Annotated in this window: 11 protein-coding genes and 1 pseudogene; 7 read left to right on the top strand and 5 right to left on the bottom strand. The window is 38.4% G+C overall.

Annotated elements, in window-relative coordinates; genetic code table 11:
• Positions 1-40: 40 nt before the first annotated feature.
• The 7 genes and pseudogenes from odhB to DM558_RS08175 all read left to right on the top strand — a co-directional run.
• Positions 41-1249, top strand: coding sequence for a 2-oxoglutarate dehydrogenase complex dihydrolipoyllysine-residue succinyltransferase (gene odhB / locus DM558_RS08205; RefSeq protein WP_109702176.1), 1209 nt, complete (start codon positions 41-43; stop codon positions 1247-1249).
• Between the two features lie 127 nt (positions 1250-1376).
• Entirely contained in the window at positions 1377-2813 is a 1437-nt protein-coding gene (gene lpdA / locus DM558_RS08200) for a dihydrolipoyl dehydrogenase (RefSeq protein ID WP_127163383.1), read from the top strand.
• A gap of 129 nt (positions 2814-2942) precedes the next feature.
• Positions 2943-4109 carry an ADP-forming succinate--CoA ligase subunit beta gene (gene sucC / locus DM558_RS08195; protein WP_127163381.1) on the top strand — a complete coding sequence of 389 codons (1167 nt, stop codon included), beginning with the start codon at positions 2943-2945 and terminating at the stop codon, positions 4107-4109.
• Positions 4109-4990 (top strand): succinate--CoA ligase subunit alpha, encoded by an 882-nt coding sequence (gene sucD / locus DM558_RS08190; RefSeq protein ID WP_127163379.1) that lies wholly within the window; start codon positions 4109-4111, stop codon positions 4988-4990. Before sucC ends, sucD begins: the two co-directional genes overlap by 1 nt.
• 238 nt (positions 4991-5228) lie before the next feature.
• A complete protein-coding gene (locus DM558_RS08185) occupies positions 5229-5630 on the top strand; it encodes a hypothetical protein (protein WP_127163377.1) in 402 nt (133 codons plus the stop codon).
• Positions 5631-5645: 15 nt separating this feature from the next.
• Positions 5646-7085, top strand: a complete 1440-nt coding sequence (locus DM558_RS15920) for a pertactin-like passenger domain-containing protein (RefSeq protein ID WP_127163375.1) — start codon at positions 5646-5648, stop codon at positions 7083-7085.
• Between the two features lie 11 nt (positions 7086-7096).
• Positions 7097-8008: pseudogene (locus DM558_RS08175) on the top strand (autotransporter outer membrane beta-barrel domain-containing protein); the annotation flags it as partial.
• Positions 8009-8088: 80 nt separating this feature from the next.
• Here DM558_RS08175 and DM558_RS08170 read toward each other — a convergent pair.
• From DM558_RS08170 to DM558_RS08150, 5 genes are all read right to left on the bottom strand, one after another.
• Positions 8089-9411, bottom strand: coding sequence for a replication-associated recombination protein A (locus DM558_RS08170; protein ID WP_127163371.1), 1323 nt, complete (start codon positions 9409-9411; stop codon positions 8089-8091).
• Positions 9412-9413: 2 nt separating this feature from the next.
• Entirely contained in the window at positions 9414-10052 is a 639-nt protein-coding gene (gene lolA, locus DM558_RS08165; RefSeq protein ID WP_127163369.1) for an outer membrane lipoprotein chaperone LolA, read from the bottom strand.
• A 14-nt stretch (positions 10053-10066) separates the two neighbouring features.
• Positions 10067-12499, bottom strand: coding sequence for a DNA translocase FtsK (locus tag DM558_RS08160; RefSeq protein WP_228411715.1), 2433 nt, complete (start codon positions 12497-12499; stop codon positions 10067-10069).
• A 61-nt stretch (positions 12500-12560) separates the two neighbouring features.
• Positions 12561-14021 carry an inorganic phosphate transporter gene (locus DM558_RS08155; protein ID WP_127163367.1) on the bottom strand — a complete coding sequence of 487 codons (1461 nt, stop codon included), beginning with the start codon at positions 14019-14021 and terminating at the stop codon, positions 12561-12563.
• Between the two features lie 123 nt (positions 14022-14144).
• The gene (locus DM558_RS08150; RefSeq protein WP_127163366.1) at positions 14145-15128 is read right to left on the bottom strand and encodes an LLM class flavin-dependent oxidoreductase; all 984 of its coding nucleotides are present in this window, start codon (positions 15126-15128) and stop codon (positions 14145-14147) included.
• Positions 15129-15178: the final 50 nt, after the last annotated feature.

The raw sequence follows: 15178 nt of genomic DNA, 5'->3' as shown, positions 1-15178 counted from the left end.
GTGTTTATACACCCTTTAATAAGTTTAAGGAACTTTTACAATGGCTCAAGAAATTAAGGCGCCTTCTTTCCCAGAATCTATTGCTGATGGCACAATTGCTAACTGGTTAAAAAAATCAGGTGAGGCGGTTAAGCGTGATGAATTGTTGGTTGAAATTGAAACAGATAAAGTCATGCTTGAAGTAGTTGCTCCTGTTGATGGTGTATTAACGATTACGAAAAATGAAGGTGATACCGTATTAAGTAATGAGGTGATTGGTAGTGTTGCAGAAGGTGCTGTTGCTTCTGCACCAGCTGCGCAAGCAAAAGTTGAAACTTCTGCTACTCCAGCGACTACTCAAACTGCTGATGATGAAGATCCTATCTTAGCACCTGCTGCACGTAAGTTAGCTGAAGAAAATAATATTGATCCTGCTACAATCAAAGGTACAGGTAAAGGTGGTCGTGTTACTAAAGAAGATGTTGTAGCAGCGATTGCTAACAAACAAGCCGCTCCATCTTCTTCTACCAAAGCTGCTGCTCCTGTTGTTCAAGTTGCTGCTGGTGACCGTATTGAGAAGCGTGTGCCTATGACACGTTTACGTGCTAAAGTTGCTGAGCGTCTTGTTGAAGCTCAATCAACCATGGCGATGTTAACAACATTTAATGAAGTTAATATGAAGCCTATTATGGATTTACGCTCTAAATATAAAGACTTATTTGAGAAGAAACATGATGGTGTTCGCTTAGGTTTTATGTCTTTCTTTGTGAAAGCAGCTACTGAAGCATTAAAACGTTTCCCTGCTGTTAATGCGTCTATTGATGGTAATGATGTGGTTTATCATGGTTATCAAGATATCGGTGTTGCTGTATCAAGCGACCGTGGCCTAGTGGTACCAGTACTTCGTAATGCCGAGTTTATGAGCCTTGCCGAAATTGAGGGTACTATTTCCGAATTTGGTAAAAAAGCAAAAGCAGGTAAATTAACAATCGAAGAAATGACTGGTGGTACATTTACCATTTCTAATGGTGGCGTGTTTGGTTCTTTACTTTCTACGCCTATTGTTAATCCACCACAAACTGCTATTTTAGGTATGCATAAAATACAAGAGCGTCCAATGGCAGTTAATGGCCAAGTTGTGATTTTACCAATGATGTATTTAGCGATGTCTTATGACCACCGTATGATTGATGGGAAAGAGGCCGTAAGTTTCTTAGTTACTATGAAGGATTTATTAGAAGATCCTGCTCGTTTGTTGTTAGATGTTTAGTAAGAATAACTTTAGCTGATTATTAGTTTGCTTTTTTAAATAAATACTAAAGCGTTATCTTAATTAACATAATTTAAAGAGTTTAAAACTTTCTATTGTAATAATAGACCTATACAAGGGAAAAATTATGAGTCAAAAATTTGATATTGTTGTAATTGGGGCTGGTCCTGGCGGATATGTTGCAGCGATTCGTGCTGCACAAATGGGCTTTAAAACAGCTTGTGTTGAAAAATACCAAGGTAAAGAAGGTAAGACCTCTTTAGGTGGTACCTGTTTAAACGTGGGATGTATTCCTTCTAAAGCATTATTAGACAGTACTTGGAAGTATCATGAAGCTGAAGAGTCATTCAAAATTCATGGTATTGCTGTTAAAGGCTTGGCAATGGATGTTGGCACAATGGTTGCTCGTAAAGATACCATTGTTAAAAATTTAACGGGTGGTATTGCTATGCTATTTAAAGCGAATGGCGTTACTTTACTCGAAGGCCATGCCAAAGTATTAGCCAATAAGCAAATCGAAGTGACTGGCTTAGATGGTAAAACTGAAACAGTTGCAGCGGATAACATTATTATTGCATCTGGTTCTCGCCCCGTTGAAATTCCTCCTACACCACTCAATGGTGAAACGATTGTAGACTCAACTGGTGCATTAGATTTTACTGCAGTACCTAAGCGTTTAGGTGTTATTGGTGCGGGTGTTATTGGTCTTGAGTTGGGCTCAGTGTGGGCTCGTTTAGGATCACAAGTAACAGTACTTGAAGCGATGGATAAATTCCTTCCTTCTGCGGATGAGCAAGTCGCTAAAGAAGCTTTAAAAGTATTGACTAAGCAAGGGCTTGATATCAAGTTAGGCGCGCGCGTAACAGGGTCTAATGTTAAAGGTAAAGAAGTTACTATTGAGTATACAGATGCTCAAGGTGAACAAAAAGCTACTTTTGATAAAGTCATCGTTGCTGTAGGTCGCCGCCCAGTGACGACTGATCTTTTAGCCTCTGACAGTGGTGTAAAACTTGATGAGCGTGGTTTTATTTTTGTTGACGACTATTGTGCAACAAGTGTTCCTGGTGTTTATGCTATTGGTGACGTAGTACGTGGCCCTATGCTTGCTCATAAGGCTTCAGAAGAAGGTATTATGGTTGTAGAGCGTATTGCTGGGCACAAAGCTCAAATGAATTATGACCTAATTCCTGGCGTTATTTATACTCACCCAGAAATTGCATGGGTAGGCAAAAACGAGCAAACATTAAAAGCTGAAGGTGTTGAAATTAATGTGGGTGTATTCCCATTTGCCGCCAGCGGTCGTGCAATGGCAGCAAATGACACAACAGGTTTTGTAAAAATCATTGCAGATGCTAAAACAGACCGTATTTTAGGTGGTCATGTCATTGGCCCAAGTGCTGCTGAGTTAGTACAACAAATTGCTATTGCAATGGAGTTTGGTTCAAGTGCTGAAGATGTTGGTATGATGATTTTCTCACATCCAACGCTTTCAGAGGCTGTTCATGAAGCGGCATTAGCTGTAAATGGCAATGCAATCCATATTGCTAATCGTAAAAAACGTTAGTAACTATTTTAAGTGGGGTATTTATGCCCCACTCATTCACCAGAAAATATTTAATAAGAAGCTGGTAAACTAGGTGGTGATACGTTTGTATCATCTAATATATGCAATACTAAAGAGATAATGTAGCTTATGAATCTCCATGAATATCAAGGTAAGCAGTTATTTGCTGAGTACGGATTACCTGTATCAAAAGGCATCGCTGTAGACACACCAGAAGAAGCAGCAGCGGCATGTACAACAATAGGTGGTACTGAGTGGGTTGTTAAGGCTCAAGTACACGCAGGTGGTCGTGGTAAAGCAGGTGGCGTAAAATTAGTAAAAAATCCAGCAGATGCAAAAGCATTTGCAGAAAAATGGTTAGGTCAACGTTTGGTTACTTACCAAACAGACGCAAATGGCCAACCTGTTAGTAAAATCCTTGTTGAATCATGTACTGATATTGATAAAGAATTATATTTGGGTGCTGTGGTTGATCGCTCTAGCCGTCGTATTGTCTTTATGGCTTCTACTGAGGGTGGTGTAGAAATTGAGAAAGTTGCCCATGAAACACCAGAAAAAATCTTAAAAGCTACCGTTGATCCACTAGTAGGTGCACAACCTTTCCAAGGACGTGAGTTAGCGTTCAAATTAGGTTTGAAAGGCGATCAAATTAAGCAATTCACTAATATATTTTTAGGATTAGCTAAATTATTCCAAGATTATGATTTAGCATTATTAGAAATTAACCCATTAGTGATTAAAAAAGACGGTAATTTACATTGTTTAGATGCCAAAATTAATATTGATGGTAATGCTCTATATCGTCACCCTAAACTACGTGAAATGCATGACCCTTCACAAGATGATCCACGTGAAGCCCACGCTGCACAGTTTGAATTAAACTATGTTGCATTAGATGGTAACATTGGCTGTATGGTGAACGGTGCTGGTCTTGCGATGGGTACAATGGATATCGTTAATTTACACGGTGGTAAACCAGCTAACTTCTTAGATGTAGGTGGCGGTGCAACAAAAGAACGTGTAACAGAAGCATTCAAAATCATTTTATCTGATAGTAATGTTAAAGCGGTGCTTGTTAATATTTTCGGTGGTATTGTTCGTTGCGATATGATTGCTGAAGGTATTATTGGTGCAGTAAAAGAAGTGGGTGTTAAAGTTCCTGTTGTTGTCCGCTTAGAAGGTAATAACGCTGAGCTAGGTGCTAAAACATTGTCTGCTAGTGGTTTAAACATTATTGCTGCAACTGGTTTAACTGATGCTGCACAAAAAGTAGTAGCAGCAGCGGAGGGTAAATAATGAGCGTTTTAATTAATAAAAATACCAAAGTTATTTGCCAAGGTTTTACAGGTAGCCAAGGTACATTTCACTCAGAGCAAGCGATTGCTTATGGTACTAAAATGGTGGGTGGTGTAACACCAGGAAAGGGTGGTACTAAACATTTAGGTTTACCTGTATTTAATACAGTTAAAGAAGCCGTTGATGAGACAGGTGCTGACGCGAGTGTTATTTACGTTCCAGCTCCTTTTTGTAAGGATTCTATTTTAGAAGCCGCTTTTGGTGGTATTAAACTGATTGTTTGTATTACTGAAGGTATTCCAACAATTGATATGTTGGAAGCTAAGGTTAAATGTGATGAATTAGGTGTTATTCTTATTGGACCTAACTGCCCAGGTGTGATTACTCCTGGAGAGTGTAAAATAGGAATCCAACCAGGACATATCCATATTCCTGGTAAAGTAGGTATTGTCTCTCGTTCAGGTACATTAACTTATGAAGCAGTGAAACAAACGACAGATGCTGGGTTTGGTCAATCTACTTGTGTTGGTATTGGTGGTGATCCAATTCCTGGTTCTAACTTTATTGATATCTTAAAGTTATTCCAAGAAGATCCTCAAACTGAAGCGATTGTAATGATTGGTGAAATTGGGGGGAGTGCTGAGGAAGAAGCCGCTGCTTACATTAAAGCCAATGTAACTAAACCTGTTGTTTCTTACATTGCAGGTGTTACTGCTCCAGCTGGCAAGCGTATGGGGCATGCAGGTGCTATCATATCTGGTGGTAAAGGTACTGCAGCTGAAAAGTTTGCAGCATTAGAAGATGCGGGTGTTAAAACTGTGCGTTCTTTAGCTGATATTGGTAAAGCATTATCAGAAATCACTGGCTGGAAAATGAAATAATATTTATTTTTCAGTAGTACTAAAAAGCCAAGCAATATGCTTGGCTTTTTTGTTTGGTTATAAATAAGCACATATTCTTTATTCAATAAAGACAACTAGACCACATTTTACATACTGCTTATTGTAATTATTATTAAATTTAACATGTCTATTGGAGGAAAGTATAATAAAATGATAGTTTGCTTGATTTAATGATAAATATTGCATGCTGCATTGTTTGTATTTGTGGTGTAGTTGTATGAAGAAAAGTAATAATAAGATACTGACTATAAGGATTAATGTAGTGTTAGGTGCTAATTATACGATAACAGCTAATGCCACGGACTATGTATCTATTACAGGTAATGATGTTGTTTTAAATAATGGTGATACAGTCATTAATAATTCGACGGGTACAGGAACTTTAACGGGCATTCAGGCGACAAATAGCCTTACCATCAATGGCGGTGCTTCTATTGTTCAAAATTCCGGTGGGCCAGTTATAGGCATAAGTTTATACAATGCAAACACTAACAATTTGGGGACTGGTACAGCAATAACTGTATCAGGATCAAATGGATTGATAACTGGATTGGCATTAGGATCTGGTACAACCAACGCAAACCAGTTAGAGGTTAATGCTTCAACTGATGCGGGGTAGGTAAAAGCAATTGCTGTGACTGGTGCTAATACAACATTGAACTTAGGTAGCAACAGTGTTCTTAACGTATCTGGTGATGGTACTTCTATTGGGTATGGAATTCACGCAGAAAATGGATCTTTCACCCAAGCGGGAAATGTGGATATTAATGTTACAACCGTTAGTGGTTATGGCGTGTATGCAGACTCAAAAGCAAAAGTTGATTTAGGTACAGGTTCTACTATTCATACTGAGACTAAGGATGGAGCTTTGAATGCGAGTGGTGCAAGTACTTTAGTAGCAGATCATCTTACCGTAATTACTACTTCAAAAGCAGGGGTTAATGTTCAAAGTGGTTCAACGGTAAATTTAGGTGAAGGTAGCAATATTACAGTAACTGGTACAGGCACAGGTATTTATACAATAGGCTCATATTCTGCAAAATCAACATTTACTGCGGATAGTTTGAATGTCAAGGTAGGAGCGGGGGAGGGAATAAGCTCTGGTACTTATGGAACAATCAATATTGGGGCAGATAGTAAAGTCGAGGGGGCAGGCTATAACATTGTCTCTGCTTCAGGAGCTGGGGCACAGGTTAATTTTAAAGGTACTCAGGCAAATCGTAATACAATCATTAATAATGGTAACAATGCAGGTGCTCAAGCCACAAGTAATGGTGCTGTGAATCTTTCCAATACAGATATTTATGCACAAGGTGGAGCCAGTTTTGGTTTATGGGCCGCTTCTGGAACAATTAATGGAGAAAATACTTATATTAATTCTGAGTCTGGAAATTACGCTATTCAATCGGTAGGATCTACAGTCAAAGTCTATTTGACAGGTGATACAAAGATTGATGCTAAGTCAAATACATTAGGATCCGCTATTGCTTTGGGTAATAGCGGCTTAGTTGATATAACTGGCAAGACTGAAATTAATGGGAATATGTATGTAGAGAATAAAGGTGTTATTACAACCGACATGTCGACTGGATCTACCTTTACTGGGATGTCAATGTTTGGAGATAATACAAGCAGCATTGATTTAAAGATGACGGATAGTATTTGGGATATGACTTATAGTTCACAAGTCAGTAATTTGAAAATTGTAGGCTCAACGGTAAATTTTACTAAACAAAATAGCAGTGGATCACCAGAGTATGAAACATTAACAACAGATACTTTGACAGGCAATGGAACATTCAATATGCGGACGGATATTGTTGGTCAACAAGGTGATCTGTTGGTGGTCAATGGTACAGCTAACGGTAACTATAAATTAAATATTGCCAATAATGGAAGTAGCAATACCACGGGCACAGAAACGTTAACTGTTGTCAACACAGGCACTAATAATGCAAACTTTACTTTAAAAAATAAAGTTGAGTTAGGTGCTTATGAATATGGTTTACGCGAAGTTACAGGATCTCCCAATGATCTTGAGCTTTATGCTTCTGAGGAGGGGGTGGTACTTTAACCACAACGGCACAAGCTGCCAGTAGCTTTTTAAATATAGGTTATTTAACAAACTATATTGAAAGCCAAACGTTATTACAGCGTTTAGGTGATTTAAAGAATAGTAAAATATCTGGTACTCAAGGTGATGGCTTCTGGATCAAAAGTTTTGGTGGGAAATTAAGTGCTTTTTCAGGCTCTTCCCTCGATGGTTTTGATATGTCTTATACCGGAACTCAATTAGGCATTGATAAGCGGTTAGATGTGACAGGTGGTGATTTATTTGTTGGGGCTATGGCTGGTTTTACAAGAACAAATCCTAATTATAAAGAAGGGGATGGTAATGGTAAAAATTATATAGCAGGGCTCTATGCAACCTATCTGTTAGAAAATGGTTTATACGTTGATACTGTATTAAAATATAACAGTATGAGAAATAACTTTAGCGTAAAAGATACCGGGGGAGCTACTGTGAGAGGAACAGGTAAAACTCAAGGTATTAGTTTATCGGCTGAACTAGGAAAAAGATTTTGGTTATCAGATAAAACAGATGGCTTATATATTGAGCCGCAAGCACAGTTAACCTATGGTTATCAAAATGGTGATACTGTCAACGCGAGTAATGGTTTAAATGTTGGATTAAGTCATTATGAAAGTACTTTGGGGCGCATTAGTGGCATTGTTGGTTATCAGATTAAAGGACAAAATCCTATTAATCTTTACATGAAAACAGGTATTGTAAGAGAAATGAGTGGTGGAGCTAGCTATCGTTTTAATGGTGGAGAAAAGAATAATCATAGCTTCTGTTCCAGCTGGTTTGATAATGGTATAGGTGCTAATATCAATATTAACAAGAAACATAATATTTATGCAGAAGCAGATTGCTCTACGGGCGGTAAGTTTGATAATGCTATGTTAAATCTCGGTTATCGCTACAGTTTTTAACTAGAAGTAATTCTATTATAATAAAGCCTCTTAATGAGGCTTTATTTGTTTTAGATATTTGGAACAGAATTCTTTAACTTTTATTTACGACGTTTAATAGGGCTCTGTTGATCGAGTTGTTTTAAATGAGTTAGTTTTTCTTTTATCTTTGCCTCAAGTCCTCGTGGCGTCGGACGATAAAACTCCTGTGGTTCTAGTTCTTCAGGAAAATAGTCCTCTCCTGCTGCATAAGCATCTGGTTCATCATGTGCATAACGATACTCTTCGCCATAACCTAACTCTGTCATCAGTTTAGTGGGAGCATTTCTAAGGTGCAAAGGGACTTCTAGCGAGGCATGCTCTTTAACAGCACGCTTGGCTTCGTTATAAGCCATATAGACAGCGTTACTCTTAGGGGCAGAAGCTAGATAAATAACTGCTTGTGCTAGCGCTAATTCGCCCTCTGGGCTACCTAGTCGCTCTTGTACTTCCCATGCGGCTAAACATAGGTTTAACGCTCTTGGGTCAGCATTACCAATATCTTCGCTTGCCATTCTGACAATACGACGTGCTAAGTAAAGGGGATCACAGCCGCCATCTAACATACGGCATAACCAATAAATAGATGCATTAGGATTGGAGCCTCTTACCGATTTGTGCAGTGCAGATATTTGGTCATAAAAAGCCTCTCCACCTTTATCGAATCGACGAAGACTGTTACTTAATAGATCTTGTAGTAAGTGGGGAGTGATTACTCCCTTGTCATCGACTAAGTCAGATGCATTTTCTAATAGATTAAGTAGCCGACGGCCATCTCCATCAGCAGCAGCTAATAAAAGTTGTAAGCTTTGTTCGGGAAGCTCAAGTTGTCTGCTACCTAAGCCTTTTTCTTCTGTCAGTGCTCTATGAACCAGTTTTTTTAATGCTTGTTCATCTAAGGCTTTTAACACATAAACACGTGCTCTTGATAAGAGTGCATTATTTAGCTCAAATGAAGGGTTTTCAGTTGTGGCACCAATAAATATAAATGTGCCGTCTTCAATGTAAGGTAAGAATGCATCTTGCTGGCTTTTATTAAAACGATGAACCTCATCAACAAAAAGTAATGTTGGTTTGCCATAAGCTAATTGTTGTTTAGCAATTTCGACTGCTTGGCGAATTTCTTTTACGCCTGATAAAACGGCTGAAAGGGTTTCAAAGTGGGCATTGGATAAATTAGCCAGTAATTTAGCTAAGGTTGTTTTACCTACCCCAGGCGGCCCCCAAAAAATCATGGAGTGGAGTGCACCACTTTCAAGGGCTTCTCTTAGTGGCTTTCCTTGTGCAAGCAAATGCTCTTGCCCAACATATTCATCTAAATTAGTTGCTCTTAGTCGGGCTGCCAATGGCTGAACAGGGGAGGTAGCATTCGCAAATAGATCCATTTTTATTCTTCGATGATATCTGTTCCTTGTGGGGGGACAAATTTAAAAAGGCTAGCAGCAACGGGTGCATTCATTTTAATATCTTTAAATGCAATATTTGTTTTTTGACCAACATTATCAATTAATTGCATGCTGTTAATTGTATTACCATTGAATGTCAAGGTAAGGCTATTGAATAAGCTATCCTTGTCTTTTGGGGTTAAGATAAAGGTTTGTAGCTTACCGTTAGTCTTTGCGTTGATGGTAAAGTTCTTTTGAATTTCAGCAACATTACCTGATAATAACAACGCAGGTGTATGGCTCATACGTTGATCCATTTTTTGGATAGTTAGCTGCATTAAGTCAGGGTCATATAACCAAAGTTTTTGGTTATCTGAAATGAGTAATTGTTCTTGTGGTGCAGCCGTGTGCCAACGAAATAGTCCTGGTCTTTTTAGCGCGAGCTCACCTTTTGTTTCTTGTAGACGCGTTCCTGTTGCATCAAGGGTGACTTGTGTGAAGTTACCTGTCATGCTTTGTGATTGGTCGAGTAGCTTAGACAGTTGGCTTGTTGCTTGTTGATCATTACTAGCTGCTATTGCTGTATTAACAAGTAATAAAGAGGTAATAGCAGTAATAAAAAAAGTACGTAATGTTCTCATTGATAGTTTTACCTTTAATCACGAACTGGCGGAGGAGCTAAAACCTCACGCGAGCCATTTGAACTCATTGCAGTAACAACACCTGCATCTTCCATTGCTTCGATCATCCGAGCAGCACGATTGTAGCCTATTTTAAGCTTTCTTTGGACAGATGAAATAGATGCGCGTCTTGATTCTGTAACAAAACGTACAGCTTCATCATATAAAGGATCATCATCTTCACTAGAGCCTCCATCGCTATTAGATTCAGATGAATTACCGCCTTCTTCGATACCATTTAGAATCGCTTCTTCATAATTAGGTTCGCCACGTTGCTTCCATGCATCGACGACACGGTGGACTTCATCGTCTGACACAAATGCACCATGAACACGAACAGGAAGCCCTGTACCCGGAGGTAAGTAGAGCATATCACCATGCCCTAACAGCTGTTCTGCACCACCTTGGTCAAGAATGGTACGGGAGTCTATTTTGCTCGATACTTGGAAAGCCATACGAGTAGGGATATTGGCTTTGATAAGGCCTGTGATTACATCTACAGAAGGGCGTTGTGTTGCTAAAATAAGATGAATACCTGCCGCTCTCGCTTTTTGAGCAATACGAGCAATTAATTCTTCAACTTTTTTACCCACAATCATCATCATATCAGCGAATTCGTCAACAACCACTACGATGATTGGTAAGGCTTCTAGCAAAGGAGGCTCATCATCTTCAGACTCTTTTTTGTAGAGTGGATCTTCAATACCTTCGCCTGCTTCCATTGCTTCTTTTATTTTACGATTAAAGCCGGTTAGGTTACGTACACCCATTTTCGCCATGAGCTTATAGCGTCGTTCCATCTCCGCAACACACCAACGTAAAGCATTAGCTGCTTCTTTCATGTCTGTCACAACAGGGCAGAGGAGGTGAGGAATACCCTCATAAATAGAAAGTTCAAGCATCTTAGGGTCTATCATAATTAATCTAGCTTGTTCTGGTGTTGATTTGAACAAAATAGATAAAATCATGGAGTTAACACCTACCGATTTACCAGAACCTGTGGTTCCTGCCACGAGCAGGTGGGGCATTTTAGCTAAGTCTGTAATAACAGGGTTACCACCAATATCTTGACCAAGTGCTAAAGTGACCGCAGACTTTTGTTGGTCATAGGCTTCAGAAGTAATGACTTCAGAAAAATAAACAATTTGCCGGTCTTCATTCGGGACTTCAATTCCTACTGTTGTTTTTCCCGGAATAACCTCAACCACGCGAACACTTAAGACAGCAAGAGAACGTGCTAAATCTTTTGCTAAGTTAGAAATTCGGCTTACTTTAAGTCCTGGCGCTAATTCTATTTCAAAGCGTGTAATCACAGGGCCAGGGTGTACATCAACTACCGTCACTTCAACCCCGAACTCTTTAAGTTTGATTTCAAGTAAGCGAGACATTGCATCAAGTGATTCTGCAGAATAGCTCTGTGGTTTTTTCTCAGGTGGATCTAACAAGGAAAATGGGGGGAGTGGATCATTGGTATCTTCAAAAAGAGGCGTCTGTTTTTCTTTTAATACCCGTTTACTAGGTTCTGCCGTTTTAATAATAGTAGGTCTATTTACTTTAACTGCTGGGCGCTCTTCTTTTTTGCTCATGTAGCTAGCCAATGATGCTTGACGCTTAATGAAGTTTTCTTTTACTTTCTCTTTTTCTTCTTCATCTAAAGACACAGGTGAGATTGAGATAATGTCATTAATATGGTCATCTACATCACGTAGCTGCTGTTTTACTTGTCTTTTCTCAGTATATTCTTGCCATAGATGGTTTAGTTTTTCTGATAAACGTTCATAGCTGATGATGGTATAGTAACCAACCCAGTCTGCAAGTTTAGCCCATGAAAATTTTAAAAATACTGTGAGGCTAGTACAAAATAGCAGTAAAGAGACAATGGTCAGTATTTGACTAGAGAATGATAAGAATACATGACGTATTGCGTAGCCAATGATGCCGCCGCCGCCAATCCCCATCCCACTAGAGATACCTACCGATTGTAGAATGCTGTTGGTAGCAAAATGTAAGTGTCCAAGGGTACAACCGCTGATAATGATAAGGATGAGTCCAAATGCACGGAAGCCAATCAGCCAAAAGTTTTTTATATCAATTGATTTACGATGATAAAATACTTGAGCTGATTTTATAATAAGTAGAATAGGTAGTAAATAAGCCATGTAACCCGTTAAGAAGAAAGAAAGGCTTGATACTTTTGTACCTAATAATCCGCCTAAATTTTCAATATCCATATGGCTAACGGTTTTATTAAAGGTAGGGTCATTTATACTGAAACTTACGATTGTTAAAAGCCAATAAGTCCCCATTAGCATTAAAGTAATTAATAATGCTTCAAAAGATCGTTTAATAATTTGCTTACGCCAAAATTCTAAAGAAAGTATAGAATCTTCTTCTGTTATTTGTTTCAAAGTAAAGCTCGTTCTCTGTTATTTATCTCAAAATGACAAGAAAATATAATTTAGAGTGCTGTCATATGAAAAGTGAACTGATCCAAAAAAATAATGCTCCCATCAGTATAACAGCAGGTAATGTCAGTACCCAAGCCAATATTATATTAATAACAGTTGCTTTTTGTAAGCCTGATTTATTCGCCACCATGGTTCCAGCAACACCAGAAGATAAAATGTGCGTTGTCGAGACAGGTAAACTAAATAGATTAGCGGCGGCAATAGCTATAATTGTTGTTATTTGGGCACACATACCTTGTGCATAGGTCATGCCCTGTTTGCCAATTTTTTCGCCTACGGTTAAGACTACACGTCTCCAGCCTACCATTGTACCGACACCCAAGGCTAAGGCTACAGCAAAAATTACCCATATTGGTGCATATTCGGTTGTCGATTTTAAGTCATTACGTAGGCGCGTAACATTTGCATTATCTTCTTCTGATAAAATAGTTGCCTTAGTAATATTTTTTGCTACATCGTCAATGCAGAGAATATAGTGACGTATTAAAATGCGGTCTTCATTTTTTAGTGCTTGATAATCTTTGACTGATCCTAATGTTTTTATTAACTCATTAAATATGGTACCTGTCATATCGGGCGAGCAAACAAAATCATTATCGAGTGAAATTTTTTTAATATTTAAATTAATCTGCGGTGCCAATTTTTCTTGATTTGAAACAAATAATGATTGTAAATGTTTAGCAGCATCACGGGTTTTTTCTATTTGGTAAATCGAGCTGTTTAAATCAAGTACAAAGGATTGGGGTAAAAAACTGATAAGAACTAACATGACCAAACCAATACCTTTTTGTCCATCATTTGAACCATGAACAAAACTAACCCCCATTGCTGATAAAATAAGCACCACACGATTCCAGAAAGGTGGTTTCTTCTTATCTTTTTTCTCTTTACGTTTTTCAGGGGTTTGATGCATTTTGGACTTAGGGAAACGCATTTTTAAAATAATTAAAAATAAACCTGCTAATACAAAGCCAACCACAGGGGATACTAAGAGTGAAAGGGCAATATCAATGGTTTTTTGCCAATTAACACCTTGGGCAATAGGAATATTTTTAATAATCGCATTGGCTAATGCCACGCCTAGAATAGAACCGATGAGTGCGTGAGAACTAGAGGCAGGAATACCAAAATACCATGTGCCCAAATTCCAAGCAATGGCTGAGGCCACAATAGAGAAAACCATGATTAGGCCATGGTGCGAGTCAACTAATAATTCTACTGGCAAGAGATGTACAATCGTATAAGCTACGCCGACACCGCCAAGTAGAACACCTAAAAAATTAAATACTCCTGACATAAGAACGGCAGTTTTAGCAGGCATTGAATTTGTATAGATTACTGTGGCGACAGCATTTGCTGTGTCATGGAAACCATTAATAAACTCAAAAAATAATACAAAAAGAAGAGCAAAAAAGAGACCAACCAATAGCCAAGCACTAGTATTTTGAAAAATTTCTGACATTACTAAATTCACAGGAGTTAAGTTAGTCCAATATTATGTCAGAAAGTTAATAAAAACGACATCATAAAATTAAAATAAGTACTATTTTACTTATTTAAGGTTGATTCGTATCATCAAGTTCTTTTATAGAGACTTTCTAATTTCAGCAATTTTTGTAAAAGAGTTCAGTCGTGCTGTTTCATCATAAATTCGTGAGGTTACCATTAGTTCATCGACTTTAGTTTTTTGAATAAAGTCTTGGAGTTTTTGCCTTACTGTATTAGGTGAGCCAATAATTGCCTCAGAAAGTGAGTGTGTAACGCTTGAAGACTCTATGTTGGTAATTAAAAAGTCTTTATTAGGTGGTGGTAAAGGAATAGAGTTCCCTTTATGGATAGCAGCCGTTTGTTGTACCATTGAGGAAAACAAGTAGTGAGCTTCATCATCAGTATCCGCCACGATGACTACAACACCTGCCATACTATAGGGTTCTACTTGTTTGTGAGTGGGGCGAAATTGTTTTTTGTAAAGGGCTAATGCTTTTAATAAGTAATCGGCTGTAAAGTGTGAAGCAAAAGCATAAGGCCTTCCTAAATGTGCAGCAAGACCAGCGCTGTAAAGGCTTGAGCCTAATAGCCAAATAGGAACTTGTGTACCTTCTCCTGGAATAGCTATTAGCTTTTGATTAGGTTGTTTTGGGGATAATAAAGCCTGTAGTTCAACTACATCATCAGGAAAACTATCAAAGTCTATATCTGAATGACGTCTCAGTGCATTAGCTGTTAAAGGGTCTGTTCCCGGTGCACGGCCAATACCTAAGTCAATTCTGTCTCCGTAAAGTGTTGCTAATGTACCAAACTGTTCGGCAATAACAAGTGGCGAATGGTTAGGTAGCATGATACCACCTGAGCCAATACGTATATGTTTGGTTGCATTTGCTATATGAGAAATCACTAAAGATGTAGCCGCGCTAGCAATGCCGGGCATATTATGATGTTCGGCAATCCAGTATCTCTTAAAGTCTAATTTTTCGGCGAGTTGCGACAGAGTTACACAGTCTTTGAATGCTTGAGCAATCGTATTGTTTTGTAAAATAGGGCATAGATCTAATATTGAAAAAGGAATCATAAACGCCACCTGAATAAATAATCTTACGTTTAAGCTATATCTCCTATCAT

The sequence above is a fragment of the Entomomonas moraniae genome (genome assembly GCF_003991975.1).
In the GTDB taxonomy this organism is placed as follows: domain Bacteria; phylum Pseudomonadota; class Gammaproteobacteria; order Pseudomonadales; family Pseudomonadaceae; genus Entomomonas; species Entomomonas moraniae.
This window is presented reverse-complemented; position numbering and strand designations above follow the sequence as displayed.

What these genes read in the sequence shown, in the direction of transcription:
- odhB (WP_109702176.1), top strand. Translation starts at nt 41, where the DNA reads ATGGCTCAAGAAATTAAGGCGCCTTCTTTCCCAGAATCTATTGCTGAT.
- lpdA (WP_127163383.1), top strand. Translation starts at nt 1,377, where the DNA reads ATGAGTCAAAAATTTGATATTGTTGTAATTGGGGCTGGTCCTGGCGGA.
- sucC (WP_127163381.1), top strand. Translation starts at nt 2,943, where the DNA reads ATGAATCTCCATGAATATCAAGGTAAGCAGTTATTTGCTGAGTACGGA.
- sucD (WP_127163379.1), top strand. Translation starts at nt 4,109, where the DNA reads ATGAGCGTTTTAATTAATAAAAATACCAAAGTTATTTGCCAAGGTTTT.
- DM558_RS08185 (WP_127163377.1), top strand. Translation starts at nt 5,229, where the DNA reads ATGAAGAAAAGTAATAATAAGATACTGACTATAAGGATTAATGTAGTG.
- DM558_RS08170 (WP_127163371.1), bottom strand. Translation starts at nt 9,411, where the DNA reads ATGGATCTATTTGCGAATGCTACCTCCCCTGTTCAGCCATTGGCAGCC.
- lolA (WP_127163369.1), bottom strand. Translation starts at nt 10,052, where the DNA reads ATGAGAACATTACGTACTTTTTTTATTACTGCTATTACCTCTTTATTA.
- DM558_RS08155 (WP_127163367.1), bottom strand. Translation starts at nt 14,021, where the DNA reads ATGTCAGAAATTTTTCAAAATACTAGTGCTTGGCTATTGGTTGGTCTC.
- DM558_RS08150 (WP_127163366.1), bottom strand. Translation starts at nt 15,128, where the DNA reads ATGATTCCTTTTTCAATATTAGATCTATGCCCTATTTTACAAAACAAT.